Below are 26,133 nucleotides of genomic sequence, written 5' to 3' on the forward strand. Positions count from 1 at the left end.
AACAACATTGACAGACACACAGACTTTGATGTGATGGACGCACCTCCCTTCTAGCGTCGTTGTACCAAACTAATAGTACAACCATTGAGAGCAGGAGTAACAAGTATGCCTATTAAAGTTGTCGGTATTGATATAGCGAAAAATCTCTTCCAAGTATGTGTGCTGGGTACAAATGGACAAATTTTATCAAACAGAAAGGTAAAGCGAGATAAGCTTCTAGATACTGTCCGCCAACTACCTGAGCAAACTGCTCTTGCAATGGAGTCATGTGCAACTTCTCATCATTGGGGCAGAATATTTCAAGAGCTAGGATACACAGTGGCTCTTATTCCAGCTCAGCATGTAAAACCATTTGTTGGGCGGCAAAAGAACGATGCTAATGATGCAAGAGCCATTTGCGAAGCCTATTCTAGACCTAATCTTCACTTCGTTCCTGTTAAGTCTGTTGAACAACAAGACCTCAAAGCGATACGCAGTGTCCGTAAACGTTTGGTAGAGAACAGAACTGCCTTGGCGAACCAGATCAGAGGATTGGCTGCTGAATACGGGGTAGTATTTCCTCTCTCCATTAAAGCTTTACGAAGTCATTTACCGCTAGCTCTTGAAGACGCAGAGAATGCTCTTTCCCCAGTAATGAGGAACTTACTGCAAACTTTATACTGTGACTTTGTCAGTCTTAGCGAAGAGATAGATGAAATGACCCAAAGTGTCACCATGTTGAGTCAGCAAAATCCAAAATATGAGGCTATTCGGAATATTCCTGGTTTTGGTCCGATTTTGACAGCGGCTCTGATTAGTGAGGTAGGTGCTGGAAACCAATTCCAAAATGGTCGCCAGTTCTCAGCATGGTGTGGCCTAGTTCCAAAACAAAATAGTACAGGTGGAAAAAGTAGTCTCGGCTCTCTATCGAAGAATGGCAATCGCGAATTGAGAGCATTACTTATCCACGGTGCTCGCGCAGTGGTTCGGTGCGGAGCTAACAAAGCGGATGCTATGGGAGTATGGTTGAGAGGACTCATTGCACGCCGAGGCAAAGCAAAAGCGATTGTCGCTCTTGCAAACAAGCTCGGTCGGGTAGCATGGCACATCTTGGCGAAAAATAGCGAATACGATATTAATCAGGCATTTAAGCCTGTTTGATTAAAAATACTAAGTTCTAAGGAGATATCCTCAAGAAGCAACTGAGTTTGCAATAGCTGATGAATAAACGGTGAACCATCCTTACTACACTCTGATAACGCAACGAGGTTATTGAAACCGAGGCTTTGAAAAGACAGTGAGGAGCGGATTACATCATGGCGCAGGTCACGTAGTAGACCTAGAAAGACGTCGGATATATGTTAGCGACCGTATCATTGAATCAGTCATTGCATCCTGAGGTGCGTCCATATATGTTGCGTAATTCGAGGGAACTAAATCAGAAGGTTGCGATCTGATCGGCTAAGTAAGTTAATTATCCTAGTCTCATGCCTAAACCTCGCTACAAAACAACGAACTGGAAACAGTACAACAAAGCCTTAATCAACCGTGGTTCACTCACTTTCTGGATTGATGAAGAAGCCATTCGCCAGTGGAAGCAGAGCAAACAAGATAAACGAGGTAGACCTCGTCAGTTCAGCGACTTAGCCATTACTACTGCGCTTATGGTGAAACGAGTTTTCTCAATGCCGTTGAGAGCATTGCAAGGGTTTATCGATTCTGTTTTTTCATTGGCTAACGTCCCTATAGTCTGCCCACATTACAGTTGTATCAGTCGAAGAGCTAAGCAAGTCGAGGTTTCATTTAAACCAAAGAGTAGAGGTGCAATACAGCATCTAGCTATTGATGCAACAGGTCTCAAGGTTTATGGCGAAGGTGAGTGGAAGGTCAAGAAGCATGGTACTGACGGGAAGCGAAGAGTCTGGAGAAAGTTGCATTTAGCGGTAGACACCAGCACTCACGAAATCGTCGCGGCAGAACTGAGTTTATCTAATGTTACCGATGCAGAAGTCCTTCCTAACTTGCTCAAGCAAACACGCCGAAGAATTATCGAGATATCTGGCGATGGCGCTTATGACACAAGGGATTGCTACGATGCCATACGGTTCAAACGAGCTGTCCCACTCATCCCTCCAAGAGAAGGGGCAGCCTTCTGGGAGAATGGTCACCCTAGGAACTTAGCGGTAGGTTGCCAAAAGCTCTACGGCTCCAACAATAAGTGGAAAAAGCGGTACGGCTATCATCAACGCTCACTATCAGAGACAGCAATGCATCGAGTGAAGCAGTTGTTAGGTGGGCGATTAAGTCTGAGAAACTACAATGCTCAGGTTGGTGAAACTTACGCCATGATTAAAGCGCTGAACAAACTTACAGGGCTTGGTATACCCGAAACGATGGTGATCACCTAACAATTAGTCATGTTAGGCGTGTTTTCGAATTAGGAAACAAAGCCGCGTAAAGGGGTTGTGAGTCGATAATCAATACTTTTTCTACTGTCATTTTTACTCTCTCTTTATCAACAACACTCCTTGTCTGTTTTGTAAGACACACAGCTTAATTGCTTGTAGGAAAATTCTGTTATTACCACGTCATAAATTGTTCTCTGCCATGACACTTCCATAACAAGCCACTAAATTAGCAATAGCCAAATTGCATTCAAACAACACTAACCAACTGATTTAAAATAACTAAACTCAATTACCACCTCAAAATTCTCAACAATGAGACTTTGAAGATAATCAGAGCATCCAGTACAAACCCAGAGGCTCTACTACAAAGCCATGGCAATTAATAAGCAGAAACTTATATAAAAATAATATGTGACACTCTACCAAAATAAATACAATTGATATTCATTCTCATTTGATTGCACTATACATTTCCAGATGGGAATGTTCCCAAATCAAAAAAATAGGAAGTATCATGAAAACGATAAAATTGCTTGGCCTACTGACACTTATTGCTTCATCTGTTGCCTCTGCAAACACAGCCATTACTTTTCCTGGTGAAGGCAGTTCGGTGCCAAACGCCCCCGTCACTTTCCCAACCTCTTCAAAAACACCAATCACTTTTTACAATGGCTACACCATCAAAGATGGGATTTTCCGTTCAGAAGTAAACACATGTGTTGTTGAAGTCGCTAATCCTGAATACGAAGCAAAACTTATTTGGGAAGGAAAAACGCCAAAATTGCTTATTGTGGGTAACACCGACCCATTCCCATGTCGCGCTGGCTTTACCGAGGCAATGGAAGTCAACCTAACCGCATTTTTGCAAAACATTCCCACCCATATCTTTGAATATTTGGAAGTGGCGAACCGCGTCAATATGCAACGTAGCTTCTAACTTCCACACGAACGCCTACCAAATCAGCCGCCAGATCTTCGGATCTGGCGATTTGCATAGAGTCACCGTTTCAACGCACGTCTTTACGCCCTCACTCAAGGCCTTGATTGAGGATAACCAAGCCGAAATCACTCGGATATTGTTGTTAGAAAGTGGCTTCAATCTGCTTTGTGTGGTCGCTCTACTCCATCTGCTTCCTTTGGCACTGATGGATAAAGCATTTATGGTGTTTTTTGTTTTACAGGCGGGTGGTTTTTTATTGGTACAAAGACGCAAGAAAGCGTGGTTATCTTTCGCTGTCTCCGTCTGTTTGTCTTTTGCCATCTTGGTCTGGATCAGCCAAGCCGAGCAAACCCAAGTACTCGGCTCCGGACAATTGCAGTTGTTTGGCACCGCAGTGCTGTGGCAACTAAAGGCGATTTACACCCTGTGGTTATTGCAACTGTTGTTGGTGGAATATCGCTATATTTTGCCCAAAGTGACGATACTGCTGGCGGATTTGGCCTCGCTGATCATTGCGTTGCAAGCAGAGGATTTCTTCCACGCTCGCATTGTTACCGCCAGCCATTTCTTGTTTTTGAGCCTCTGTTTTGACTTCAAAAGCCGAGATTGGGGAGGCAGGGAGTTCGCGGTGCTGCCATCGCTGGTCGCCATTCAAAAGCCCAATATTGCCAAGTGGATTAACTACTCCTGCCTAGCTTTGGCGTTGTTGTGTGCTTTGCACCTCGCCAGCAGTTTGGCGATCTTCCCCCAGTGAAGCTGAAAGGCCCGTTTTAAGCATCAGAGGTACAAATGATTGTGCCTCTTTTTTATCATTGCCTTGAGATATTACTTTGAAATTTGACATAGCTAAGCACGCGGTTTTGCGTGCTTAACGCCTTGCTTCTATCTCTTCATCCACCATGTTTTTGATCTCTTGCCGAACCCACTGGTGCGCGGGGTTGCTGTGGTGAATCAAATGCCAAAATTGTTCAACCCGAAAATCTGCGGTGTAAAATGGCAGTTCAGCAACGGTTATCTCATAACGATGGCTTAAATGGCTAACTAAACGCCTTGGCAACGTTGCAATCAGATCAGTGTTGATCAACAACTCCGGCACCATTGAAAAATGCGGCAGTGACGCCACCACTTCGCGCTGCTGGTTCAGCCTTTTTAGCTCATGGTCGATATCGGTTTTTCCCAACCCATTACCTGAGACGATTACGTGTCGGCTTTGGCAGTAACGCTCCAACGTCATGGATTGATTGGCAAGCGCGTGATTTCGGCACATCACCACCGCGTAGTTATCATTGAAGAGTCGCTGCTTAAACACATTGGTGGGGGAATCATCGGTCGAATACAGCAGCAGATCCGCCACTTTCTCTAAGTAATCGTGCAATGGCATGTACGCGTTATACGGCACAATTTGCAGTTTCAACTTGGGGGCTCGCTGCTGAAAACGCGCCAACAGCTTTGGCACAATCATCATCATTTCAAAATCCAGTGCACCTATGGTGAACACCCCTGCGTGCTGCAACGGATCAAACGCATCATCCACCAGCATCTGCCGAATCGTATTCAATGAGCTTTCTAACTCGCGACGAAGGTATTCCCCCTTAGCGGTTAAACGGTACTCGCGGTTGACCTTCACCAACAGTGGATCGCCAAATTGTTCGCGCAGACGCATCAATGCTCGACTTACCGCAGGCTGACTCATGTTCAACGCTTGAGCTGCTTGGCTAATATGCTTGTGAATCAACAGTTTTTCTAAAATAGTTAACAGATTTAAGTCAATACTGCGCAAATTGATCTCGGGAGCGACCATCAAAATACCTAATAATTTCCTGCGTGAGTGATATACATACTATAACAATCATGCATTTTTGATATATGTGTTTCTCATTTATCTTCTTCCTCACCTGATGAGGAGAGAAAAAAATGAAACGATTCACCTTTGCTTTAGCCCCAATCACTGCCGCACTGCTGTCTTTCAATGCTGGCGCTGCAAACCACAACCACAACCACAGCCACGATCAACAACGTGCGATTGTTTTCCCAGGCGAAACAGTGCAGAGCACACTGCCTAGCGAAGTCGAACCATCGGCCACTCAAGTGCTCAAAGTGGGCCAGAAAATCAACAATCTCTACGAGCGCCAGTTTGACGACAGCAAAGCCACCGTGCAGAAGCTGGGCAAAAACACCTATTGGATTGGCGTCAACTATTACAATGCCACGGTAATCGTTAACGAAGATTCGGTGATGCTGATTGACCCATTAGGCGATGGCCGCATCGATGCGCTTTTCAAAGGCGTGCAATCCATCACCAACAAGCCGATTACCACCATTATGTACTCACACTACCACCTTGATCATGTTGGTGGTGGCAACCAATTGGTCGAGCTGATCAAGCAAAACTATCCGAGCGTGAACAAAGTACGCGTGATTGCCAGCCAAGCAGTGGCCAACAAAATCGCCCAGCATGCAGAAACCAATGAAAACGGCGTAAAAACAACAAAAGTGCCAGCACCAACTGATGTCTACGACCTAAGAAAACCGAAGGTGGTGAAGTTCGGTTCCGTCAAAGTGCATTTGATCGCGCCAGCAGGCTCTGGCCATACCCCAGATAACACCATGATTCTGATTCCGAGTGATCGCGTGCTGCATTTCGCTGACATGATTAACCCTGACCAATTGCCGTTTTACAACTTTGCTGGCGCAGAGCACTTCCACGGTTATGAAGAAGATCTCGAAAACTTGCTCGGTAAACACCTTGGCTGGCAATGGGATTTCATTAATGGTGGCCACGGCAACATCGGTTCAAAACAGGATGTGAAAGATCTACTGCAATACATCGCCGATGTAAGGGCGGAAGTGGGCAAACAACTTGAAGTGGTGCCTTACACGCCAATGCTCAGCGATGGTAACCATTTCGTTTGGTTTAAACGTTGGCAAGAAGAGATTACCCGCAACGTACACACCGCATTAGCAAGTAAATATGGCCACATGTACGGTTTTAATTCCGGAGCGGTTGAAACTCATGCAGCAATGATTCTTGCCGATATGATTGATCATTAATTCATCGTCAAACCACTTCAAAAACACCACCCTGCCCATCGTGGCTGGGTGGCGTTTCAAAAGTAATTCTCTGTTTTTACTCTGCTTTATTCGCCATCAACACAAAGCCCTTTTGCAAACAAACCCAAAAACAACGAATTAAGCCCACCTTGATGTAAGAAAACCGCCACTTAGCCGTTCTTTTATAAAACGAAAAGAAAAAGGAAGTTAGCCATGAAAAATCTTATGCGCGGCATGCGCGTGTCCATTCCCCTGCTGGTACTGTCTGCTCCCGTGTGGGCACAAGAGCAATACCAAGATTACGCGTTTGTTGGCGCGGGTGTCACCTACGGCGAATCCGCATTTTCAACGGATGGGGCCAAAGCTGGCATTGAACCCTCTTTGTTTTACAACGGACAATACGGCTTTATTGATGGCAGCTTAGCCAATTATTCTCTCACTCCTTGGTTGGGTCTGTCGGGTAACCTGCGTTTTGCCGAAGTGTCGGACGATTTTGATGACATTCCCCGCGGCATCAAAAACCGTGATGGTAATGCCGATCTTGGTATCACCGTGGGTACGGTTGGCGCACGCCTCACCTACCTACAAGATGTCACCAATGTTCACGACGGTTATGAGATTCAACTCCACCTTGGTCGCGCTTTTGATACCCCGTTTGATCAGTGGGTGCTCTCCCCTTATGTTGAAGTGGATTACCGATCCAAAAAACTCTCGCAGCATCTTTACAACGTCTCAGCGCAAGAATCTGCGGCTTCCGGTTTAGCGCAATTTGACGCGGATGAGACTTGGGTTTACAAGGCAGGTTTGATTTCACTCTATGACATCACCGAGCAGTGGCTAGCCATTGCCAAAGTGGAGTTTGAACATCACGATTCGAGTAGCCCGTTGATTCAAAACGACCTTGCTTGGCAAATCAGCTTAGGCGGGGCGTATAAGTTTTAATAACTCAAATTCCCACAAAACTCCCCTCTAGGGAATAACCAAAGCGCTCGAACAACGAGCGCTTTTTATTTTCAACGAACAGCAATAAGTAAGAATAAGCGAGCCAAATCAAACACAAGCATTAATTAACATATACGTATGAGTTCACATTTATACTGCAGTGAGTACAGACGCCCTATTGTAAGATCCTCTCTTTATCCACAAGCCTTTTAACAAGGCCTTGACCTTTTTGAGTTTTAGGTGACTTACATGTTTAGACCATTGATTAGCCTCGCTTTTCTAGCAACATTAACAGGCTGTGTTTCCACGCCTTATGTTGAACCCACTGGAGAAAATGTCTCTACCATCAAGTTTCACAACCAAGGTCGCGGCAACGCGGAAGTTTTTATCTACAAAGAAGCGGCTCAGTGCACTGGCAAACAAAAGGCTGCTGAGGTAGAAAAAATGGCCTACAAAAACGTCACCGTGTTATCAGACACTCCACAAAGTTTCTCATTTGGTTTTGGCTTCTCCGACTATGTGAGTCAAAAATCCTGTTCAATCACAGGTACGTTCACACCAAAGGCCAAAACGGATTACGAAGTGCTTATAGTCTCCTCTTATGGCGGATGTGTCGTCTACTTGTATGAAATACAAAATGGCCAAAAAGTACCCGCACAAGGAGAACAGCGAGAATATTCCGAACCAGTTGCGGGGGACAGCTGGTGTGAGTAGTAAAGCGCGTGTATCAATAAGCGATGGGGAGAAAACATGATCAAACTTTGGCAAATCGTGCTAGCCGCACTCGCGTTAACCGGCTGTGCTGCAACCGGCACTACTCCGCAAGATACCACCACGGAAAACAACGCGCCTTCAGATGCAGCACCTGTAGAAAGCTCACCTGTAACCGAGGAAACCGATGCCTATTTCGTTCTGGGTAACGTCACGAGTATTTACGACATCAAACTCTCCCTTGGCAGCGTTGATTTCGAGACCGGACGTTTTACAGAGGATTGGTTTTCTTCGTTGTGGTATCGCTACACGGAAGACAGGCGTTATATCGTGGGTAAAGCGAAGCCGGGCAGTTTCATTGCCATCACTTCGACAAAAGCCACCGATGCATCGGGCACACATTTGGGCACCTTTACCCCTTGTAACCAAACCTTGGTCTTTCGCTTACCTTATTTGGGTCCTGATTTCTACGTCACTGATGTCAACTACCATTGGCACAATACCTCCATTTCTCCCGTCTATTCTGATGGGATAGAAGAGGCGAAAAAAGCTTTCGCTGTTCAGTATCTAGAGCAAGCCCCTTACCGCCAGTTAGATGCCGACTTATACAAAGACTGTGAAACGCTTAGTGCAGACCCGACAATTTTGACTCGACCATTTTAACCCGTTCACTTATGCACTTTTCTGTCGAAAACCCAACTTCATGTTGGGTTTTGTATTTTTAGTTCAAACGCTTAGACTTGAAGGAAACGTGAAACTCATTTTTTCAGGAGCGAATTGTGAGAAAAATTCTACTGTTGGCACTTTCAATGACGCTGACTGGTTGTCTTGGTATGCCAGAAACCGTCAAACCCGTCGACGAGTTCAACCTACAAAATTATTTGGGGAAATGGTACGAAATCGCCCGCCTCGACCACTCTTTTGAAGAAGGCTTAACTCAAGTTACCGCCGAATACACCTTAAAAGACGATGGCGGTGTCGCGGTACTCAACAAAGGCTTTTTGGCCGATGAAAACCAATGGAAAGAAGCCGAAGGAAAAGCCTACTTCGTCAATGGCGACTCTGAAGGTTACTTGAAAGTCTCGTTTTTTGGCCCGTTTTACGGCTCTTATGTGGTGTTTGCACTCGACAAAACCGACTACCAATACGCCTTTGTCTCTGGCCCTAATACTGACTATTTATGGCTTTTAGCACGAACCCCGACCGTCGACCAATCGCTCATCGATACTTTCGTCTCCATGGCCAAAGAACGGGGATTTGATACCGAGCGCCTAATCTTTGTTGAGCAGAAATAACGCCAGAGATAAGAACGCTTAACGATCACGCTTTCTCTAGGAGGCGCTCTTCAAGCTCGTCATTCTGGACAGCGAGGTACGAGCGTGATGCAGAATCCATTCCGCAGAGCGCGCTGGAAATTCATTGAGAAAACCGCAGCTCTAGCGCTTGTCGACAAATGGATTCCTAGTCGCACTTAGGCTTGCTGGAATGACAGACTGTGAGCTCTGTCTTTATCGACCTCTTCACTTGCATCTCTGCTTAAAGAGCCCCCCAAACACCGCTCTTTAAGCTCGTCATTCTGGATAGCGAGGCACGAACGTGATGCAGAATCCATCCCGCAGAGTGCGCCGGAAGTTCGGTGAGAAAACCGCAGCTCTAGCGCTCGTCGATGAATGGATTCCTAGTCGCGCCTAGGCTTGCTGGAATGACAAGCGGTGAGCTCTGTGTTTATCGGCCTCTTCACTGACACCTGCCGCTTAAAGAGCCCTCACAAAACACCGCTCTTTACGCTCGTCATTCTGGACAGCGAGGTACGAGCGTGATGCAGAATCCATCCTGCAGAGTGCGCTGGAAGTTCGGTGAGAAAACCGTAGTTCTAGCGCTTGTCTATAAATGGATTCCTAGTCGCGCCTAGGCTTGCTGGAATGACAGGCGGTGAGCTCTGTGTTTATCGGCCTCTTCACTGACACCTGGCGCTTAAAGAGCCCTCACAAAACACCGCTCTTTAAGCTCGTCATTCTGGACAGCGAGGTACGAGCGTGATGCAGAATCCATCCTGCAGAGTGCGCTGGAAGTTTGTTGAGAAAACCATAGTGTCAGCGCTCATTACAAGACGGTCTAAACCTCCAGTCATTTATAAATTTTTCCTCTATATATCAAACCATTAACTAGCAATAAAAGTGTGATAATAACCACTTAAAGCGTAATGACTTTATTGAGTGTTATGCTAGTATTTGCGCATTAAGTTAGCATTCATTGTGAAACCTAAAACACAATTGCAAAGGTTAGATAAACACAGTGATTGCTAGAAGTAATTATGTTCTCGCTGCCAAACATTGAGGTCGACCGAGTTTTACGTATTTTGGTGCTCTAAGCATTGCGTATTATTTCATAATACTTCCTTCCGTACGGAGGACATATGGATCAAATCAAAGTTACCAATGCGATTGTTACATTTCTTCTAGGTCTCGTTATTGCGGTAACGGTTTCAGGAGGAGCCTTTCTTACTACAGCCATTAAGTATCCTTTTGACTTTATATTTATTGGATTAGGTGGCTTTTTAGCGTTTGGAGTATCTCATTTCTCGGTCAAATATATGCAGAGAGGCTTTTGGAAAGAGTCTGTATTGATGTACTTACTCTACTATTATGGCTCGTTTGGCTTATTTTCGGATGGTCATGCTGCAGGGTGGGCCCACAGCGAAGGGATCTTAGAAAAGTTAGTGATGTCACAAATGTATATTTTGATATCAGTATTTTCGTTGTTTATTCCACTTTTGTTTATTGCTTTGACCATTACTCATACCTTTTGGCTTTACTCTGAAGTGAAAAAAGCGCGAACATAACGAGGCGTTTAAGTGGGATTCATGCCGCGTGGCATTTTCACTATGCGTTGCGTTTAGTGCTTAAGGCGGTATGCAGCGGCATCGGTATGGCGTTGCTCACCCCTTAAGCGGGCGTTAGTTCCCCGGAGGAAGCAATCAATCCGTAGGGAATTTTTGTTTCTGGTGGAGGACACGCATAACTCGGATGATATCGCCCTCGACCCAGTAAGAGATAACCATCGAAATCTCAGGAATAATGAGTAATCGACCGAGGATGCCATCTCGTTGTACACCCATTAAAGGTTGTTCAAGCAAGTTTTCTACTTTTGCTTCAATGAGGTTGTCAGTTTTTTCTGCCGCATCAGGGTTGAAGTCATAGAGAAACTCGAAGATCTTTTCACGATCATTAAGTGACTCTTCTTCCCATAAAATCATTGCTTACCTCGATTACGGATTCTGGCTTTGCGCTCTTCCATTCGAGATTTAGCAGTTTGGTGCTCAATGAAAACGGATTTTCCTGAGTCAAACTTCTCAAATGCTAGATTTACTTGTTCAGTTAGCCATGCATCGTGAGACAATGTTTTTCTTTGTTGTTCAGCGAGTTGCTCAGTAAGTTCACGGCATGCGTCACTAAGAGTGCGACCTTGGCTCTCAGCCATTTGTTGAGCTAGGCGTTTTGTTTCTTCATCAACACGAAATTGAATTCTAGTGTCCATGATGTATTCCTTTGTTGGCGTGTGTACAAATGTTAGCACTAGGCTTTGAGATGGGCAACTAACAAACAATTTAAGAATGATTCCCAACGCATGGCATTTTTCATTCCATCGTTGGGTTTCGTGTTTAAGGTGCAATAGTTTCGTGATAGGGTTGCTCACACCTTAACAGGGAGTTTGTTTCTCTCGAATAACAACGGTTTAGAGATAAATATTTAGTATGTCAGAAGTCATTTCATCAATATCAGATATTATTGTCGGTTTAAGTGCACTTGGTACGTTTGGAATCGCATGTTACGGTGTTACAAATTGGAAAAGAGAATTAAAAGGGAAAAACAATTTCGAAATATCAAAAAATTTAATGAAATCTGTATATAACTATCGAGATGCGATTCAATCATCTCGCTCAATGATTATCCTCGGAAGTTCTCAATATTTGGAAGAGTTGGATAATAATAAAGAACAAAAATTAGAAGTATGGAAAAAATTATTTGACAAACGATGGAAGCCTGTAAGAGAGTCTGTTCAGGAATTATCATCCCTTTCTTTGGAAACTGAGGTTTTATTAGGCAAAGAAGTAAAAAAATTGATTGTTGCATTAAAAGATATAGCATTAGATTTAAGACATGCCATGGATGCTGTTATTGAATATCAAAATGATCCTAAGCCAGAAATATTAGATTTCTACAAAAAACATCCGGATGTTTGGAAACATATAGAATTTAAAGTAGTCAAAGATCCGTACGAGAAAGATAATATGTCTATAGAAATAAAAGATACAATTAACAAACTCGAATCGATTCTCATAAGTCATTTAAAGCGCAATTAACAAACAGTTAAAGTGGGAATTGAAACGCATGGCATTTTTACTATGCGTTGGTTTTTGTATAAGTCAAAACACGGAAATATCATATTGCCTAGTTTATACCTTAGGCAACTCATGTTAACCCATATTATAAAATTATGAAAATCGAAGATTTAATTAATAAAATTGAAGAAGATAAATTTAACGAAAAACAGTTAATAAATTTGTACAACAATGCATTCTCAAAGCAAGAGATCGACGAAGCTGAAAAAGAGTCGTTGATAGAAGCTATTGAGAAAAACACCCGTTTACGTTTTCCTCGAGCCGCCAAGCGGATCTTTGGTGCCAAAGAATCTGTTGCTAGTCAAAAACTCGAATCACTTTATGTTAAGTTGGCAAGTAAGTACGATTTCACGCACAACCGTTTGAAAAATGGCGTTAAAGCAGGAGGTCGAATGATATCTGGCGAATACTATATTGATGTTTATTTGTCTTATAAGAATTTCCAGAATCAGGGTGCAGCCATCGCTTTAACTCAGGAAAATATCGACGCAGAACTAGAAGTTACCGTAAAACGTTACTGCACCCATAATGAAAACTCTGGTGAGATTAAAAAACGCACGGATACCATGGACGCCTTTGAGTCTTGTGCTAACACGTATGATGAATATCTATCAGAAGTTATCAATTAGAAAACGATGAAAGTCCCCCCAACGCATCCCCACATGCGTTGGGCTTAGAACTCAAATCGGCAACCCCCACATCACTACATACCCGCCCTGCGGCGTGGTCTCTGTCGCTTTCATGTGACCAAGCAATCACTATGCGCAACTGAGAACTTATAAAATGGCTAAAATTCCAAATAATAGAGTGCGTTATGGTTTTTACTAGCAAAGTTAAAGTCGTGATTTCTGCCATTGCTATCGTCTTGTCTTCCATTTTGATTTCGATTGATATGTTTGGTGTGATCCCGTTTTTGGTGCTTGTTGTGTCGCTTTTTACCCTGATCATTCAAGGTGGTTTATGCTTATTAGGCTACAAAAATGGCGATGCTTTTGACGCATACCAAGATCTTGAGCGGACGGAAGCAACGGCACTCACAAACTTATTCAAAGATAAGAAAGAGTGTGAAAAACGTTAGCCACCGTTTCACTGTGGCGTTGTGAAGGCTTCACTCAAAACACATTCCCCACTACAGAGTTTTTATAGGATTTTCAATGAGTGAGATCGCTCGTTTCATCTCTGGCGAAGCGCCAGATAAGTTTGGTCGCAACATAGAACAGTTGCTGGCTTACAACCACTTTTGGTTGGAGCACGACCACAAATACATACAAGTGCTGTTTCCGATTGACGAGGGAACCAAGTTCAATCAACACGCTCCTCTTGTAACAGTGCAAGACAGAGAGCAATTTGCCAACTCTTTAGCCCTTCGCACCGCGCATTTGAAGGCCCTCGACCTCATGCTCGAATTTTGGGGCATGGTGAGAAATGGCGATGAAATCTCATCGTTACTGCCGCTCAGCCCTACTAATCATGTCTGGCTTAAACACCACGACCACAACCAACTACGATTAACGCGAGCAATTCGCAGCTTGTATCTATTGGGTAATGAGCGCATTGCACGCAACCTGTGTGATTTCCTTCTCTCTGCCGCCAAGCAAGTGGGCAGTGTCTCGGAGAAAACGCAGCAGTATTGGTGCCATGCTCTAGAAGAGTGAGAAACGCGAAGCATACCGATGGATGACAACGAAAAAGCGCCCCTTTCGGAGCGCTTTCGTTGTTTTTGGCTAGAGCCGATTATTCCCAATCAAGAATCACTTTGCCTGACATGCCACTGCGCATTATGTCGAAGCCTTGCTGGAAATCATCCACTTTGAAGTGGTGAGTGATGATTGGTGTTAGGTCAAGGCCAGATTGAATCAAGCTTGCCATCTTGTACCAAGTTTCAAACATTTCACGGCCATAGATACCTTTGATCACCAAGCCTTTGAAGATCACTTGGTTCCAATCGATACCCATGTCTGATGGTGGAATGCCAAGCAGTGCAATGCGGCCACCGTGGTTCATGGTTTTCAGCATTGAGTTGAATGCGGATGGGTTGCCCGACATCTCTAGGCCCACATCGAAGCCTTCTGTCATACTTAGCTCTGCCATCACATCGTCAAGCTTCTGCTCGGCAACGTTCACCGCGCGAGTCACGCCCATTTTGCGTGCTAGGTCGAGGCGGTATTCGTTCACATCGGTGATCACGACGTGACGCGCACCAACGTGCTTCGCAACCGCTGCCGCCATGATGCCGATTGGACCAGCGCCGGTGATCAGTACATCTTCACCAACCAGATCGAACGACAGCGCAGTGTGTACTGCGTTGCCAAACGGGTCGAAGATAGACGCAAGATCATCAGAGATGTTTGCAGGGATCTTAAAGGCGTTGAACGCAGGGATCACAAGGTATTCAGAGAAACAACCTGTGCGGTTTACGCCCACACCAATGGTGTTGCGGCACAAGTGCGTGCGGCCGCCACGGCAGTTACGACAGTGGCCACACGTGATGTGACCTTCGCCAGAAACGCGGTCGCCGATTTCAAAACCACGGACTTCTTGGCCAATGCCAACCACTTCACCCACGTATTCATGACCAACCACCATAGGAACTGGGATGGTTTTTTGTGACCATTCGTCCCAGTTGTAGATGTGTACGTCGGTACCACAAATCGCGGTTTTCTTAATTTTGATCAGCAGATCGTTGTGGCCAAGAACAGGCTTGTCCACTTCGGTCATCCAAATGCCTTCTTCTGGCTTTAGCTTTGATAGTGCTTTGATTTTCATAATTTAGCCTTAAATAAAGGTACTAGGTACTAGGTACTAGGTACTAGGTACTAGGTACTAGGTACTAGGTACTAGGTACTAGGTACTAGGTACTAGGTACTAGGTACTAGGACCCTAGATGATACCCATGTCTTTGCCCACTTCGATGAAGGCATCGATAGCGCGGTCTAGTTGCTCGCGTGAGTGCGCTGCAGACATTTGCGTACGAATACGCGCTTGGCCTTTTGGCACTACAGGGAAAGAGAAACCAATGACGTAGATGCCTTTTGCAAGCGCACGCTCAGCAAACTCTGCGGCCACTTTGGCATCGCCTAGCATGATTGGAATAATGGCGTGATCGGCACCACCCATGGTGAAGCCAGCCGCTTCCATACGGGTGCGGAAGTGCGCTGCGTTTTCCCATAGGCGCTCACGTAGATCGCCACTTTCTTGTAGCAAATCCAATACGCGAATTGAGGCTGCAACAATCGCTGGTGCCACTGAGTTTGAGAATAGGTATGGACGAGAACGCTGACGTAGCCAGTCGATCACTTCTGCTTTTGCGGATGTGTAACCGCCTGATGCGCCACCCATTGCTTTACCAAGTGTGCCAGTGATGATGTCGATGCGATCCATCACGTTGTGGTACTCGTGCGTACCAGCGCCGTTTTTGCCCATAAAGCCGACCGCGTGAGAGTCATCGACCATCACAAGTGCGTTGTATTTATCCGCAAGGTCACAAATTGCTGGTAGGTTCGCAACCACACCATCCATTGAGAACACGCCGTCGGTGACGATCAACTTGTGGCGAGCGCCAGCCGCATCTGCTGCGATCAATTGCTCTTCTAGCTCAGCCATGTTGTTGTTTGAGTAGCGGAAACGCATTGCTTTACATAGGCGTACACCATCGATGATAGAAGCGTGGTTCAGTGCGTCAGAGATGATAGCGTCTTCTTTGTCCAGTAAGGTTTCAAATAGGCCCGCGTTGGCATCGAAACAAGAGGTGTATAGGATGGTGTCTTCTTTACCTAGGAACTGAGAAAGCTTTTGCTCTAGCTCTTTGTGGATGTCTTGTGTACCACAGATAAAGCGCACAGACGCCATACCAAAACCGTGGCCGTCCATGCCCTCTTTTGCCGCTTCAATCAGCGCAGGGTGGTTCGCCAAACCTAGGTAGTTGTTGGCACAGAAGTTCAGCACTTCTTCGCCACTGGCAATCTTAACGGCTGCTTGCTGGTGAGAAGTAATAATACGTTCAGATTTGTAGAGACCTTCCGCTTTCACATCTTCAAGTTGATCGCGAATTTGCTGGTAAAATGCAGACGACATGGAGAATTTCCTTCCAGTTTGATTGGCCAACCTTGAGGTCGGCTGATTATAGGGCAGCCTTTATGTGATAATGGTCACAGGCGAATGCGCGTTATTACTTTCAAGTGTAATCCATGGCAGAGAAAACGATTATCCCAGTATTTGGAAAAGCATTAGTGAATTTCAGGCACAAATGAAATTTATACCCCTCCCCCATCCCATCCTAAAAAGAAAACGGAAGCACTTGGCTTCCGTTTTCATTGTTAACGCTAAGAGATGTTAGGCTCTGTTGACCTAAAAATTAAAGCGTTGCATGCCTGCCCCTGGTGCGAGCATTTTCTCGGCGATGTACTTGTGCACTGCCGTGGTGGGATGCGTCACGCCCCAGAACACGTATTTGTCTGAGCTGTGAGTGGCACACTCGTTGGTCAAGCTGTGGCTGTATAGGTAATCCGCAGAAGAGGCACGATTGATGTTCAAACAGGCGTCGCTGGCATTTACAAAACCATGTTGCTGTGGGTTTTGCGTCAGTTGTTCAAACAGGCCATGTGTATCGTAGAGGGTAATGTTGTAACCCTGAATGATGTAGAAGGCTGCTTGCGCTTTGATGAACTCATTAAACTCGACGATCTTCGCGCGCACTTTCTCTATTTCCGCTTGGGTGGAGTACTTGAACTGTGGCGCTTTGGTTGCGTCGGGTAAGGTCATCAGCATGATGTTCTTCGCCCCTGCGTCAGTGAGTTTGATCAGTGCGGTGCTGAAATCGGTTTTCACATCCACCACTTCGCGGTTGTAGTTCATGAAGTCGTTCAAGCCAAATTCCAGAGTGAACAAGGTGTTTTCTGGCTTGTAGTTTTTCGCCATTTTGGCGTACGTGAGGTAAGAAAGTACCTGATCTTTCACGCCAGTTAGCGCCACGTATTGGTTGGAACCAGCCGCGCCGCCCACAGCCCAGTTATAAAGAGGCAGTTTCTTCGCCTGCGCGATGTATTCCGTCCAAACAAAACCGTTAGAGAAATGGCCAAGGAACCAGGTATCTGGGTTGGGGAAGCGCCACTGCGCTGCGTTGAAGATGTTGCCGGTATCAGAAAGGCTGTCACCGAATGCGACAATCTTGTTGATTTGATCGGCTTGCATCACCGGATCATTGGTCCAAATGGTGTGGTTGTATGACCAACGGTTGTCCGCGGCAAAATAGGTGATGTCTGCGGCATCGTGCGTGACTCCTAGCGTCTCTTCACAACGTTGCTTAATCACGTTTTGTGATGTGTTGGTGTAGAACATGTTTTTCAGACGAACCGAGCTCCACCAGTAACCGTCGATGGTAAAGTAGCTGCCGTCCGGATTTTCCGCCCATTCCCAATCGGTCGCCGATTCGTCATGAGAGTTGCCCGTTCGATACCAACAACGTACATAAGTATACGTTTCTTTGCTTTGCGTACTGAACACCTGTGCTGAAGTGATCGCTTCAGGAGAGAGAGCTGGCTCATCCGCCACTGCAGATGTGAAGGGCAACAGAGCACCCAACAGAATAGTTATCTTCTTCATAGAACTATCTTCTTATGTTTTGATTATTAATCACCAGTTGAGAGCATTTCTCACTGGGAACCTTCTCATTTTGAGTACAAACTCTATCAAGTCAACTAACTAAGTATTCAATTTTACAAAACTGGTACCAAAGTCAAAAAGCATTCATGAGATTTATAGCACCATAATTTATAAATTTAGAATAATTACTCACTCACAATAGTTTAACATTCACTTTTTAGTAATTAAGCTTTTGCTTTATAAGAGTTTTAATCGAACAAACCATGTTCACTCGTTCTGTTTAATCGGTGACAGCCTGTTCATTATCTGTTCTATATGATGCATTTTTTTTGGCATTTTATAATCAAGCGTTATAGCTAAGTAACGCAATTGAAAACTCATGAAGTGACTTTTCATTGCGCATTTACGCATAAATAACCAGCTCAAAAGGAATAGAGCAAATGCATTACACAACAACAAAAGCTTCCGGGATTTTATCCCTCACTGCCCTTGCTGCAGCCATCATGACGTCCACATCGGCTCACGCAGTTCCGCCGATGGCCTTCGACGAAAGTGATCTTCCCACCAAATACATCGTGAAATTTAAGGAAGGCAGTAACGCTCGCTCAGCAATGACTCATAACCGCTTCTTTGCGCCAAACATGGTTCGTGAAGCGGTGTTGGATAAAGTCAAAGCGCGAAAAGTCGAAAGGCTTGGCAATCAAGCCATTTATAGCGTTGAAATCGACAACTCAGAACTCGGTGAACTGAGAAACCACACGGATGTGGAATATGTCGAAGTGGATCCACCACGCTATTTACTCAGTGAAACGACGCCTTGGGGTTATGGCGCGGTCAACGCCCAATTGTTGATGGACAGTGACGCTGGCAATCGCACCGTTTGTATCATCGATTCTGGCTACGATTTAAGCCACAACGACTTAAGCGGTAACCGCGTTAATGGCAGCAACGACAGTGGCACAGGATCATGGAGCGATCCGGGTAATAACAACGCCCACGGCACTCACGTTGCAGGCACCATCGCAGCGATTGCCAACAATGAAGGCGTGAAAGGCATTATGCCGAATCAAAACGTCAATCTGCACATTGTGAAGGTGTTTAACGAATCAGGCTGGGGATACTCTTCGAGCTTGGTGAAGGCGATTCAAACTTGTGCTGACAACGGCGCGAATGTTGTGAACATGAGCCTTGGTGGTAGCCAATCTAGCCGCACGGAAGAAAATGCCCTGAAGACGATTTACGATCAAGGCGTGTTATTGATTGCTGCGGCAGGTAACTCGGGCAATACCGCTCACAGCTACCCGGCTTCTTACGATTCTGTCATGTCCGTTGCGGCGGTGGACAGCAACAACGACCACGCAGCGTTTTCTCAAGCCACTAACCAAGTAGAAATTGCCGCGCCAGGTGTGGCGATTCTTTCAACCGTCACCGTGGGTGAAGGGGTGCTTTCCGATATCTCACTCAATGGCAGCAGCTACTTTGACCGTGGTGTGGTGCCACATAATCGCCTGATTGTTAGCGGCAGCAATTATGTGCCAGCCCCCGTGGCAGGCAATGTTACCGCAGCGCTCGCCTCTTGTGACGTCTCTTCCGGCCAATATGTGTGTGGCGATATGAGTGGCAAAATCTGTTTGACTGAGCGTATCGACAATCAAACCGCCTCCGCTCGTCCAGAAATCAACGCGGTGAAAGCGTGTCACGATGCTGGAGCCAGCGCGGCGATTGTCTACAGTAATTCGGCACTGCCGGGCTTGCAGAATCCATTTGTGCTCGATAACAACGACAGCTACCGCATGGTCTCAATGACGGTTGATCGCACATTGGGTCTGGAGCTGGCGAACGTAGTTGGTCAAACGTTGACGGTTTCCACCACCACAGGTCGCGATTACGAGTACTACAATGGCACGTCAATGGCGACGCCACACGTGACCGGCGTCGCGGGCTTAGTTTGGAGCTTCCACCCAACTTGTACCGCGCAGCAAGTGCGTAAGGCGTTAACCGCAACGGCAACCGATATCGATGTCGCAGGACGTGACAACCGTACAGGCTACGGCTTGATCAATGCTGACGCTGCCAAAGCGTACTTAGATGCCGGTTGTAATGGCCCAGTAGGTACGGGTGGAGATACGTACACCAACAGCAATGTGGTGTCGATCCCTGATAATTCGCGTGCGGGTGTGATCAGCGTTTTGGATGTAGCGCGCTCAGGCGATGCTGGTGTGGTTAGCATCGACTTGGATATCAGCCACACATACATTGGCGATCTTAAGGTCACACTCACCTCACCAACTGGTGGAGAAGTGGTGCTGCACAACAACTCTGGCGGTTCAGCGAATGACATTCGTCAAAGCTACCAAGTGGATTTCAGCGGTTTTGAATCTCAAGGTGTTTGGGAACTAAAAGCCGTAGACAGTGCCAGAAGAGACACAGGGACGATTAATAGCTGGACATTAACCTTCCAGTAAGGAGTCATGATGAAGAAGTTCACCGCAAAAACGACCGCGATGACGACAACGATTCTCGCCCTCACCATTGCCGCAGGGTATTCCTTCGCCAATAACAAGGGGTTTCCTGTCGATGGTCAAAACGAAGCGTTCGCCACTCAACAACCGGCAAGATACTTTGTTAAGTATCAAGCAGGCAAAGAGAGCGAGGTCCGTGAGCTTCTTCGCTCGCTCAAAATCGAAGTGGTGGATGCCTTGGTCAAACAACGTGTGTTGGTGGTGTCCGGTAGCCAAGAGCAAATGGATCAACTGGCTCAAAGCGAATGGATAGACTACACCGAGCAAGAGCCTGTTAGGCAACTGTACACCCAGTAATCGAGCGCAACGAGCCATGCAAAAACGCCCCAGAAGTTTGGGGCGTTTCGTCTATTGTTGGCCACTGTTTAGGGTTCGCGGCCATTTATTATGCCTATCATATTTGTGCCCGTCATAGAGGGTCACTGCGCGATGGCTTGTTCTCTTTCCACATTATCTTGGCTGTTTTCTGCAAGCCAGTAGAGCCAAATCATCATTAGGCATAGAGCGAAACAGAGCCCAAATAACCAGTTTGAGTTGAGCGAATCGATCACCATACCGCCGACCAATGGTGACACTGCAAAGCCCAACGAATAAAGCGCCGATGCGCCAAAATAGGAGCCGCGCAAATGCGCTGGAGCCAAGCGGTCAATCTGCACATTCAAGGTTGGGAAGGCAATCACTTCGCCTAAGCTCATGACGAAACAAGCCAGAGCCCAGCCCCAAGGTAAATCCGCTGGCGTGAGCATAAATCCGATTTGTGCCAGTGCCATCAACATCATGCCAATACGCGTACGCAAAAAGAGTGGCACGTGCTCAAGCCATTTCAACATCGGGAACTGGAAAATAATGATGGTCAACGTGTTCACCAGCACCAATCCGGCCACCAGCGTTGCCGCATCGGTAATATCTGAACGCACGATGACCTGTGGGATCGACGATTCCAACTGGGCATAGACAAACATCATCAAGAAGTTGGCAATCATCAATTTCACAAAGATGGCATCGCGGCTAATCACCTTCATCGTGGCACGGAAGTTAGGCAACAAAGAGGGATCGGGCTTGGTAAAGGTCTGTTTGCGTTCAATGCCAAAAAACAACCACACGGTGTAAAGCAAATACGTCACACCGGTGATGTAGAAAAGATGTTGCGGTGAGCTCAAACCAATCGTCACCCCCAACAGCGGGCCAATCGCACCACCTAGGTTAAGCAAAAAGTAACGAATATTCAGCGCCAGTTCGCGGTCTTTCACGTTGGCAAGATTATCGCCAATCACCGCTTTGGCGGGCGCTTCGATCATCGGACGCATTAGGCCCGTCACCAGCATCAGAAAGTAGAAGTGCCACAGTTGATCCGCCAAGGCGATGCCTGTGTACGCCGCAGACGCCACCAAACTGCCGCTCACCATCACCCACTTGCGGCCAAACTTATCGGACAAATAGCCCGAATAGAGCCCCGTCACCGCGCCAACAATCGCCGAGCCAGCCAGCATGCCGCCAATTTGCGCCGCACTAGCGTTGTAATCTTGGTATAGGAAAACAATTAAAAATGGCCACGCCATGAAATAACTGGTGCGCGCCAGCAAAGTCCCACTGAGCACCGTCCAGATGGAAAAATTAAAACGCCTTATTCTCTCTCTTTGAAATAAACTTTCTCTCTCCATACGCCTAGCCTCTCTCATCCGTTTTTTCTGTTTTTTTCTTTTTAAGTTTGTGTCAACGTGCCCATCGCAAGCGTTGAAAGCGCTCTCTTTCGCAATCGGTTGCTGATCACAATTTGGCCAGTATAGAGAGCCAAGTCACAATATGTAACCCCATTGTTAAAATTAATTTTCTCTCTTATACCGCGAGCTAACGCACTACCAGAAATGTGTTTTTTGAACCAAACAAACGTGAGCGGTTGCGCGCGAAAACAGGCGGATTTCTGTTACACTGCCAAGCCAAATGGTGTTGTACAAGAAGCGCATTCTCATGGTTAACCCGAAACTCATCGCCCTCCTGCCCGATCTTGCCAGTTTTATCTTGGTGGTGAATGAGGGCAGTTTTACCGCCGCAGCAAAAAAGCTCGATGTGACCCCTTCCGCGTTAAGCAAGTTGATCACCCGCTTAGAACAGGCATTGCAGGTGAAATTGTTTGAGCGCACCACGCGCAAATTGCTCATCACTCAGGCGGGGCAAAAAGTGTATGACCAAAGCATTGCGATGGTGAATGCCGCTCAGCAAGCAATTGAGATTTCTGCCTCTGACCACAGTGAACCGGCTGGCGCCTTAACCGTAGCGGCGCCAGAAGCGTTTTTGAACTCCGTACTGCAACCTTTTGTGGTGCCCTTTTTGCAGCAGTACCCGAATATCCAACTCAAACTGCGCGCCGCAGACGGCCAGATTGATCTGTTTCGCGACAATATTGACGTGGCGTTTAAACTGACCGACAAACCAGATGAAAATTTGGTGCTCAAAGAGCTCAGTAAAACCCATCTGGTTTTGTGCGCCTCTCCGGATTACCTCACGCAGCGCGGCATGCCCACCCACCCGACCGAACTCACCGAACATGACTGCTTGTATTTGGCAGAGAACGATAAAGACAACCTGTGGTCATTCTTTAAAGATGAGGCGTTTTATTCGGTGGCTGTTTCTGGTCGCTATGCCGTTAACCATTCCCAAATGCGTCTGAACGGCGTCAAACAAGGGCTCGGCATCGGCATCTTCCATGATTTTGTGATTCGCGATGCGCTTGAACGCGGTGAAGTGGTCAAGGTGTTGGACGATTGGATGATCAAAAGTAATTATCACGGCGCGATTGCCATGCAATATCCGCAAACCAAATACATGCCCGCTCGTTTGCGCGTGTTTATCGATTTTATTAACCAGAAGTTGGTGTTGTGATGCTGAAAGCCATTCATCATGTCGCGATTATTTGCTCCGACTACCCTCGCTCAAAGCAGTTCTACAGTGAACTGTTAGGGCTGACGATCATTGCAGAAAATTACCGCGAAGCACGAGATTCTTATAAGCTCGATCTGGCGCTGCCTTGTGGTACGCAGATCGAACTGTTTAGTTTTCCCAATGCGCCAGAGCGGCCCAGTTTCCCGGAGGCGCAAGGGTTAAGACATTTGGCGTTTGTGGTGGAAGACATTGTGCAGATGAAACACTATTTAGAAAGCCACGATGTGCTGGTCGAGCCGATTCGGATCGACGAGTTTACTGGTAAACCGTACACCTTTTTCGCCGACCCCGATGGCCTGCCGTTGGAGCTGTACCAACAGTAGCTTTACTAACGATAGCTTTACCAACGATAGCTTTACCAACGATAGCGTTATCACGCTAACCAAAGTGATTTGGGTGAGAGTACCCAAATCACCTCAGAACGTGTTCTGCGATCTCTTCAAACGCGCATTTAAACCTCTCTATTTAAACCTCTCTATTTAAAAAAATGGCTCGATTCAAATCGCTGAGCTTAACGCCTAACTAAACACGGCTTTCAAACGTTCAACACGATTAAACAGCAGCCAATCGAGCAGCAACGCCACCGCAATGCTTGCACCCGCCAGCGGGAAGAGCACGCCGATCACCACGAGCGTCACCAACGCTGTTTTCCACACGCCATCGCTGGCAAATTTTGCGGGCACGCCCAGCTTACCCTGACCAACAGGACGACGAAGCCACCACATGATTCCCCCTGTCACGGCAATCACCACAAAGGCCAAACACAATAGCGCGTTGGCCACTTTATTGAACACACTGATGTCTCCTTGGTGCAGCGCAATCCCTGCCGCCATGGCTTTGGCGACGAGGTTGTAATCTTTCCATGTCACATCGGCCAAGATCGCACCGCTGTATTGATCAAAATGGCTGGTGCGATCCTGCGTCGGGTCGATAATGTCGCCGCTCATGGTGTTGGCAGAAAGGGTAAAGACGCCTGTGTCTGAGCGAGGAAAATTGAGTTTGTAATGGGTAAACCCTAACTCACGCGCTTTGTTCACCATGGCATCAATACCGATGTTTTCCATCATGGAGTGATGCGCTGAATCTGCCATTTTGCTGTGATCGTGAGAGACAGGCAGTGGCGTTTGTTCCAAATTCCACGGCATTTCTTCTTCACTGCCATGGTTAAGATCTTGGTGTGTGAGGGTAGAAAGCGGCACATCGTCCCATTTCTGCGCGGGGAAGCTACTCCAAGGTTGCACAAACTTGCCTCCCCAAATCCCTGCCCACGCCAAGCCTGAAAGCAAGAAAAAGAGCAGAATAATGCTGGTTAGCCCACCTAGATTGGCGTGCAGATCTCGCATCATCACGCGCTTGCCTGAGTGCAAACGCACGCGCAAAAAGCCCGCACGGCTAGCGTTATCTCGTGGCCACCACAAGTAAATCCCCGTCACCAGCAACAAAATCGACAAACTGGCCGCCACTTCGATGAGGTAATCGCCATACTCACCCATCAGCAGCTCGCCGTGAATATCATTCGCCAATTGGTACCAACTGTCGCTGCGGTCAATCGTGCCAAGCACTGCGCCAGTGTAGGGATCCACCGTAACAAAACGTGAGGTGCCGTCGGCAAACTTGACGTTAAAACGGTTGGCTAAATCGGCCTGTTTCGCCGGCACAAATTGGCTAATGGTGCCCTCTGGATAACGCGCTTGCACATTGGCCAGCTGAAGCGATGGCAATACCTCATGATGTTGAGGCGTAACTTGAAGAATGGATTGATAGCGAGCCAATTCGATTTCATCATCAAATAGCATCACAAGCCCAGTGACACTGAGCATCAGCATAAAGGGGATAACAAATAGCCCGGCATAAAAATGCCAACGCCAGGTGAGGAAGTAACGAGATTTTGCACGCGAGCTGGGCTTGGCGGTCTTAGAGTGATCGCTCAACATTTTATAAATTCCTTTTGCGAACGCTAAAAAACACCGTGACCGAAGCGGAAACAGTGCATCTTGAGCGTGTTGACTTTACTTAAATGAGTGTTGTTTTAGATTTTGTATTAAGTCAGCGTCGTGAAAGGTGGCGCGCGAGGAACTTGTCTTTCAAATCGTACACTTAGAGCCAAAAAAGTGTAGCGGTCTGAAATAACCAAGCTCTGTCGTGTAAGAGCAAGTGCAGTTGGAAGCGAATCTTGATGGAAGGTAGAAAAATGGCTAAAGGGACAAGGCTTACCACTGTGAGTGGGCACCTCTTCGCCTTCTTTTATTTGAACCAGTTCAAAGCCATTAACGGTACAAAGCGTCGCCCATACGCCTGCGCTGCTACCATGAGCATTGATAACAGGCATTAACGTGACTAATACCCAGCTTAACGCGGTTGCCACGAGCATTGAACGATGGAAAGAAGATAAACGCATCATAACCGTTATGTAACAATTTGCTCGAAATGTTATAGCAAAGCGTTAATCCTTGCAAAAGGGAGGTGAATAAGTGATTCGTTTATCACAAGAAATCACGCATTGGGTTACGGTTCTCATCACGATGCTCCTCCCTTTTAAGTTTGATCTTGCTTCCATAACAGCTAAGCAATTGGATTTACATCGTTTTTATCTATTAAATCTATCGATAATTCCCATTAAACAAATGCGGTTTATAG

The 26,133-nt window shown here is 46.4% G+C and carries 27 protein-coding genes; 18 read left to right on the plus strand and 9 right to left on the minus strand.

Annotated features, from left to right (window positions below):
* The first annotated feature begins 105 nt into the window (after nt 1-105).
* From AOT11_RS16220 to AOT11_RS16235, 4 genes are all read left to right on the plus strand, one after another.
* Nucleotides 106-1,140: an IS110 family RNA-guided transposase gene (locus AOT11_RS16220; RefSeq protein WP_017420759.1), complete on the plus strand. Its 1,035-nt coding sequence runs from the start codon at nt 106-108 to the stop codon at nt 1,138-1,140.
* 326 nt (nt 1,141-1,466) lie between these two features.
* The gene (locus AOT11_RS16225) at nt 1,467-2,387 is read left to right on the plus strand and encodes an IS5 family transposase (RefSeq protein WP_017420116.1); all 921 of its coding nucleotides are present in this window, start codon (nt 1,467-1,469) and stop codon (nt 2,385-2,387) included.
* A gap of 514 nt (nt 2,388-2,901) precedes the next feature.
* A complete protein-coding gene (locus AOT11_RS16230; RefSeq protein ID WP_017420115.1) occupies nt 2,902-3,324 on the plus strand; it encodes a hypothetical protein in 423 nt (140 codons plus the stop codon).
* 52 nt (nt 3,325-3,376) lie between these two features.
* The gene (locus AOT11_RS16235) at nt 3,377-4,081 is read left to right on the plus strand and encodes a hypothetical protein (RefSeq protein WP_017428794.1); all 705 of its coding nucleotides are present in this window, start codon (nt 3,377-3,379) and stop codon (nt 4,079-4,081) included.
* A gap of 114 nt (nt 4,082-4,195) precedes the next feature.
* On the opposite strand, the gene AOT11_RS16240 is transcribed toward AOT11_RS16235, so the two are convergent.
* Nucleotides 4,196-5,128 (minus strand): LysR family transcriptional regulator, encoded by a 933-nt coding sequence (locus AOT11_RS16240; RefSeq protein ID WP_017420113.1) that lies wholly within the window; start codon nt 5,126-5,128, stop codon nt 4,196-4,198.
* Between the two features lie 113 nt (nt 5,129-5,241).
* Here AOT11_RS16240 and AOT11_RS16245 point away from each other — a divergent pair, with 113 nt between their 5' ends.
* The 6 genes from AOT11_RS16245 (at nt 5,242) to AOT11_RS16270 (ending at nt 10,873) form a co-directional block, all read left to right on the plus strand.
* Nucleotides 5,242-6,378 (plus strand): VarG family subclass B1-like metallo-beta-lactamase, encoded by a 1,137-nt coding sequence (locus AOT11_RS16245; protein WP_026050396.1) that lies wholly within the window; start codon nt 5,242-5,244, stop codon nt 6,376-6,378.
* Nucleotides 6,379-6,591: 213 nt separating this feature from the next.
* Complete coding sequence (locus AOT11_RS16250) at nt 6,592-7,320, plus strand: MipA/OmpV family protein (protein ID WP_017420112.1); 729 nt, start codon at nt 6,592-6,594, stop codon at nt 7,318-7,320.
* A gap of 249 nt (nt 7,321-7,569) precedes the next feature.
* Nucleotides 7,570-8,034, plus strand: a complete 465-nt coding sequence (locus tag AOT11_RS16255) for a hypothetical protein (protein WP_017420111.1) — start codon at nt 7,570-7,572, stop codon at nt 8,032-8,034.
* A gap of 36 nt (nt 8,035-8,070) precedes the next feature.
* On the plus strand, nt 8,071-8,694 hold the full coding sequence (locus AOT11_RS16260; RefSeq protein WP_017420110.1) for a hypothetical protein: 624 nt from the start codon (nt 8,071-8,073) through the stop codon (nt 8,692-8,694).
* Between the two features lie 116 nt (nt 8,695-8,810).
* Nucleotides 8,811-9,326, plus strand: a complete 516-nt coding sequence (locus AOT11_RS16265) for a lipocalin family protein (RefSeq protein ID WP_017420109.1) — start codon at nt 8,811-8,813, stop codon at nt 9,324-9,326.
* A 1,121-nt stretch (nt 9,327-10,447) separates the two neighbouring features.
* Nucleotides 10,448-10,873 carry a hypothetical protein gene (locus AOT11_RS16270; protein WP_017420108.1) on the plus strand — a complete coding sequence of 142 codons (426 nt, stop codon included), beginning with the start codon at nt 10,448-10,450 and terminating at the stop codon, nt 10,871-10,873.
* Nucleotides 10,874-11,008: 135 nt separating this feature from the next.
* On the opposite strand, the gene AOT11_RS16280 is transcribed toward AOT11_RS16270, so the two are convergent.
* Both AOT11_RS16280 and AOT11_RS16285 read right to left on the minus strand, forming a co-directional pair.
* Nucleotides 11,009-11,287, minus strand: a complete 279-nt coding sequence (locus tag AOT11_RS16280) for a type II toxin-antitoxin system RelE/ParE family toxin (protein WP_017420107.1) — start codon at nt 11,285-11,287, stop codon at nt 11,009-11,011.
* Nucleotides 11,284-11,568, minus strand: coding sequence for a type II toxin-antitoxin system TacA family antitoxin (locus AOT11_RS16285; protein ID WP_011082348.1), 285 nt, complete (start codon nt 11,566-11,568; stop codon nt 11,284-11,286). Before AOT11_RS16285 ends, AOT11_RS16280 begins: the two co-directional genes overlap by 4 nt.
* A 217-nt stretch (nt 11,569-11,785) precedes the next feature.
* Here AOT11_RS16285 and AOT11_RS16290 point away from each other — a divergent pair, with 217 nt between their 5' ends.
* From AOT11_RS16290 to AOT11_RS16305, 4 genes are all read left to right on the plus strand, one after another.
* Entirely contained in the window at nt 11,786-12,394 is a 609-nt protein-coding gene (locus AOT11_RS16290; protein ID WP_017420106.1) for a hypothetical protein, read from the plus strand.
* 134 nt (nt 12,395-12,528) lie between these two features.
* Nucleotides 12,529-13,062: a hypothetical protein gene (locus AOT11_RS16295; protein WP_017420105.1), complete on the plus strand. Its 534-nt coding sequence runs from the start codon at nt 12,529-12,531 to the stop codon at nt 13,060-13,062.
* Between the two features lie 185 nt (nt 13,063-13,247).
* Nucleotides 13,248-13,511, plus strand: a complete 264-nt coding sequence (locus tag AOT11_RS16300; protein ID WP_011082346.1) for a hypothetical protein — start codon at nt 13,248-13,250, stop codon at nt 13,509-13,511.
* 76 nt (nt 13,512-13,587) lie between these two features.
* Complete coding sequence (locus AOT11_RS16305; RefSeq protein ID WP_017420104.1) at nt 13,588-14,088, plus strand: opioid growth factor receptor-related protein; 501 nt, start codon at nt 13,588-13,590, stop codon at nt 14,086-14,088.
* Nucleotides 14,089-14,167: 79 nt separating this feature from the next.
* Here AOT11_RS16305 and tdh read toward each other — a convergent pair whose 3' ends face one another.
* The 3 genes from tdh to AOT11_RS16320 all read right to left on the minus strand — a co-directional run bounded on the left by tdh (nt 14,168) and on the right by AOT11_RS16320 (nt 18,034).
* Entirely contained in the window at nt 14,168-15,199 is a 1,032-nt protein-coding gene (gene tdh, locus AOT11_RS16310) for an L-threonine 3-dehydrogenase (protein ID WP_017420103.1), read from the minus strand.
* 114 nt (nt 15,200-15,313) lie between these two features.
* Entirely contained in the window at nt 15,314-16,507 is a 1,194-nt protein-coding gene (locus AOT11_RS16315; protein WP_011082341.1) for a glycine C-acetyltransferase, read from the minus strand.
* Between the two features lie 273 nt (nt 16,508-16,780).
* Nucleotides 16,781-18,034 carry an SGNH/GDSL hydrolase family protein gene (locus tag AOT11_RS16320; protein ID WP_017420102.1) on the minus strand — a complete coding sequence of 418 codons (1,254 nt, stop codon included), beginning with the start codon at nt 18,032-18,034 and terminating at the stop codon, nt 16,781-16,783.
* Nucleotides 18,035-18,474: 440 nt separating this feature from the next.
* Here AOT11_RS16320 and AOT11_RS16325 point away from each other — a divergent pair, with 440 nt between their 5' ends.
* Together AOT11_RS16325 and AOT11_RS16330 are read left to right on the plus strand one after the other, a co-directional pair.
* On the plus strand, nt 18,475-20,499 hold the full coding sequence (locus AOT11_RS16325) for a S8 family serine peptidase (RefSeq protein ID WP_017420101.1): 2,025 nt from the start codon (nt 18,475-18,477) through the stop codon (nt 20,497-20,499).
* A 6-nt stretch (nt 20,500-20,505) separates the two neighbouring features.
* Complete coding sequence (locus tag AOT11_RS16330; protein ID WP_017420100.1) at nt 20,506-20,853, plus strand: hypothetical protein; 348 nt, start codon at nt 20,506-20,508, stop codon at nt 20,851-20,853.
* Between the two features lie 122 nt (nt 20,854-20,975).
* On the opposite strand, the gene AOT11_RS16335 is transcribed toward AOT11_RS16330, so the two are convergent.
* Nucleotides 20,976-22,217 (minus strand): MDR family MFS transporter, encoded by a 1,242-nt coding sequence (locus tag AOT11_RS16335; RefSeq protein WP_017420099.1) that lies wholly within the window; start codon nt 22,215-22,217, stop codon nt 20,976-20,978.
* Nucleotides 22,218-22,524: 307 nt separating this feature from the next.
* Between AOT11_RS16335 and AOT11_RS16340 the strand changes: the two genes are divergently transcribed.
* Together AOT11_RS16340 and gloA2 are read left to right on the plus strand one after the other, a co-directional pair.
* Nucleotides 22,525-23,436, plus strand: coding sequence for a LysR family transcriptional regulator (locus AOT11_RS16340; protein WP_026050398.1), 912 nt, complete (start codon nt 22,525-22,527; stop codon nt 23,434-23,436).
* A complete protein-coding gene (gloA2, locus tag AOT11_RS16345; protein WP_026050399.1) occupies nt 23,436-23,819 on the plus strand; it encodes an SMU1112c/YaeR family gloxylase I-like metalloprotein in 384 nt (127 codons plus the stop codon). The genes AOT11_RS16340 and gloA2 overlap by 1 nt, the downstream gene beginning before the upstream one ends.
* 195 nt (nt 23,820-24,014) lie before the next feature.
* Here gloA2 and AOT11_RS16350 read toward each other — a convergent pair whose 3' ends face one another.
* Together AOT11_RS16350 and AOT11_RS16355 are read right to left on the minus strand one after the other, a co-directional pair.
* A complete protein-coding gene (locus AOT11_RS16350) occupies nt 24,015-25,430 on the minus strand; it encodes a PepSY-associated TM helix domain-containing protein (RefSeq protein WP_017420096.1) in 1,416 nt (471 codons plus the stop codon).
* A 107-nt stretch (nt 25,431-25,537) separates the two neighbouring features.
* Nucleotides 25,538-25,894, minus strand: a complete 357-nt coding sequence (locus AOT11_RS16355) for a hypothetical protein (protein WP_026050400.1) — start codon at nt 25,892-25,894, stop codon at nt 25,538-25,540.
* Nucleotides 25,895-26,133: the final 239 nt, after the last annotated feature.

The sequence above is a fragment of the Vibrio vulnificus NBRC 15645 = ATCC 27562 genome (assembly GCF_002224265.1).
Classification (GTDB): Bacteria; Pseudomonadota; Gammaproteobacteria; order Enterobacterales; family Vibrionaceae; genus Vibrio; species Vibrio vulnificus.

What these genes read in the sequence shown, in the direction of transcription:
- AOT11_RS16220 (WP_017420759.1), top strand. Translation starts at nt 106, where the DNA reads ATGCCTATTAAAGTTGTCGGTATTGATATAGCGAAAAATCTCTTCCAA.
- AOT11_RS16225 (WP_017420116.1), top strand. Translation starts at nt 1,467, where the DNA reads ATGCCTAAACCTCGCTACAAAACAACGAACTGGAAACAGTACAACAAA.
- AOT11_RS16230 (WP_017420115.1), top strand. Translation starts at nt 2,902, where the DNA reads ATGAAAACGATAAAATTGCTTGGCCTACTGACACTTATTGCTTCATCT.
- AOT11_RS16240 (WP_017420113.1), bottom strand. Translation starts at nt 5,128, where the DNA reads ATGGTCGCTCCCGAGATCAATTTGCGCAGTATTGACTTAAATCTGTTA.
- AOT11_RS16245 (WP_026050396.1), top strand. Translation starts at nt 5,242, where the DNA reads ATGAAACGATTCACCTTTGCTTTAGCCCCAATCACTGCCGCACTGCTG.
- AOT11_RS16250 (WP_017420112.1), top strand. Translation starts at nt 6,592, where the DNA reads ATGAAAAATCTTATGCGCGGCATGCGCGTGTCCATTCCCCTGCTGGTA.
- AOT11_RS16255 (WP_017420111.1), top strand. Translation starts at nt 7,570, where the DNA reads ATGTTTAGACCATTGATTAGCCTCGCTTTTCTAGCAACATTAACAGGC.
- AOT11_RS16260 (WP_017420110.1), top strand. Translation starts at nt 8,071, where the DNA reads ATGATCAAACTTTGGCAAATCGTGCTAGCCGCACTCGCGTTAACCGGC.
- AOT11_RS16270 (WP_017420108.1), top strand. Translation starts at nt 10,448, where the DNA reads ATGGATCAAATCAAAGTTACCAATGCGATTGTTACATTTCTTCTAGGT.
- AOT11_RS16280 (WP_017420107.1), bottom strand. Translation starts at nt 11,287, where the DNA reads ATGATTTTATGGGAAGAAGAGTCACTTAATGATCGTGAAAAGATCTTC.
- AOT11_RS16285 (WP_011082348.1), bottom strand. Translation starts at nt 11,568, where the DNA reads ATGGACACTAGAATTCAATTTCGTGTTGATGAAGAAACAAAACGCCTA.
- AOT11_RS16290 (WP_017420106.1), top strand. Translation starts at nt 11,786, where the DNA reads ATGTCAGAAGTCATTTCATCAATATCAGATATTATTGTCGGTTTAAGT.
- AOT11_RS16295 (WP_017420105.1), top strand. Translation starts at nt 12,529, where the DNA reads ATGAAAATCGAAGATTTAATTAATAAAATTGAAGAAGATAAATTTAAC.
- AOT11_RS16300 (WP_011082346.1), top strand. Translation starts at nt 13,248, where the DNA reads ATGGTTTTTACTAGCAAAGTTAAAGTCGTGATTTCTGCCATTGCTATC.
- AOT11_RS16305 (WP_017420104.1), top strand. Translation starts at nt 13,588, where the DNA reads ATGAGTGAGATCGCTCGTTTCATCTCTGGCGAAGCGCCAGATAAGTTT.
- tdh (WP_017420103.1), bottom strand. Translation starts at nt 15,199, where the DNA reads ATGAAAATCAAAGCACTATCAAAGCTAAAGCCAGAAGAAGGCATTTGG.
- AOT11_RS16315 (WP_011082341.1), bottom strand. Translation starts at nt 16,507, where the DNA reads ATGTCGTCTGCATTTTACCAGCAAATTCGCGATCAACTTGAAGATGTG.
- AOT11_RS16320 (WP_017420102.1), bottom strand. Translation starts at nt 18,034, where the DNA reads ATGAAGAAGATAACTATTCTGTTGGGTGCTCTGTTGCCCTTCACATCT.
- AOT11_RS16325 (WP_017420101.1), top strand. Translation starts at nt 18,475, where the DNA reads ATGCATTACACAACAACAAAAGCTTCCGGGATTTTATCCCTCACTGCC.
- AOT11_RS16330 (WP_017420100.1), top strand. Translation starts at nt 20,506, where the DNA reads ATGATGAAGAAGTTCACCGCAAAAACGACCGCGATGACGACAACGATT.
- AOT11_RS16335 (WP_017420099.1), bottom strand. Translation starts at nt 22,217, where the DNA reads ATGGAGAGAGAAAGTTTATTTCAAAGAGAGAGAATAAGGCGTTTTAAT.
- AOT11_RS16340 (WP_026050398.1), top strand. Translation starts at nt 22,525, where the DNA reads ATGGTTAACCCGAAACTCATCGCCCTCCTGCCCGATCTTGCCAGTTTT.
- gloA2 (WP_026050399.1), top strand. Translation starts at nt 23,436, where the DNA reads ATGCTGAAAGCCATTCATCATGTCGCGATTATTTGCTCCGACTACCCT.
- AOT11_RS16350 (WP_017420096.1), bottom strand. Translation starts at nt 25,430, where the DNA reads ATGTTGAGCGATCACTCTAAGACCGCCAAGCCCAGCTCGCGTGCAAAA.
- AOT11_RS16355 (WP_026050400.1), bottom strand. Translation starts at nt 25,894, where the DNA reads ATGCGTTTATCTTCTTTCCATCGTTCAATGCTCGTGGCAACCGCGTTA.